Here is a 971-nt window from a genome sequence, read left to right as displayed (position 1 = left end):
GTGGCGCTTCGGCCGGGTGCGGCCGGCGGCGCCCCCGGACGGCGGGTCGTGGGTCGGCCCGGCCGCCGAGGAGTGGACCTCCTCGGCGGACCGCGCCACGTACACGGCGGGCGTCGGCCTCGTGCGCGAGCTGGTGCGGGCCGGCGTCGTCTACCAGGCCAACCTCTGCCGGGTCCTCGAGGCGCCCCTGCGGCCGGGGGCCGACCCCTGGGCCCTGGCCGCCCGGCTGCGGGAGGGCAACGAGGCGCCCTACTCCGGCGTGCTGGACCTCGGGGACGAGGGCTTCGTCGTCCCGGCGTCGCCGGAGCTCTTCCTGCGGCGGCGCGGCGACGTCGTCGAGAGCGGCCCCATCAAGGGCACCGCGGCGCCCGGGGGGCCGCTCGGCCCCAAGGACGTCGCCGAGAACGTCATGATCACCGACCTCGTCCGCAACGACCTGCAGCGCGCGTGCCGGCCCGGGACGGTCGAGGTGGTCTCCCTGCTGGCGCGGGAGGCCCACCCCGGGCTGGACCACCTCGTCTCCACCGTGCGCGGCCGGCTGCGACCGGGGACGACCTGGGCCGACCTCCTGCGGGCGACCTTCCCGCCCGCCTCGGTGAGCGGAGCACCCAAGCGGGCGGCCCTCGACGCGCTCGCCGCGCTCGAGGCGGCGCCGCGGGGGCCCTACTGCGGCGGCGTCGGGTGGGTCGACGCGCGCCGGGGCGCGGCCGAGCTCGCCGTCGGGATCCGGACCTTCGCGGCCTTCGGGGGCGTCCTGCGCTTCGGGACGGGCGCCGGCATCACGTGGGGCTCGGACCCGCAGGAGGAGTGGGAGGAGACCGAGCTCAAGGCGGCGCGCCTCCTGCGACTGGCCTCCCGCGCTCCCGGCGCACCATGATCGTCGCCATGGCGGACGGCGGACCGGCGGAGGGTGACGTGGGGGGCGCGGGGCGAGCGCGCGAGGCGGGCGGCGCCGTCGGGGCGGCGGAGGC

1 protein-coding gene is annotated in these 971 nt (G+C 79.2%); it reads left to right on the top strand.

The features are described from left to right. Positions 1-877 (top strand): chorismate-binding protein (locus tag HLB09_RS17575; RefSeq protein WP_171204556.1); only part of this gene is annotated, 877 nt, incomplete at its 5' end. Positions 878-971: the final 94 nt, after the last annotated feature.

The organism is Pseudokineococcus marinus (genome assembly GCF_013004605.1).
Classification (GTDB): Bacteria; Actinomycetota; Actinomycetes; order Actinomycetales; family Quadrisphaeraceae; genus Pseudokineococcus; species Pseudokineococcus marinus.
The sequence above is the reverse complement of the archived record's forward strand: the minus strand, read 5'-3'. Positions and strand labels throughout refer to the sequence as shown.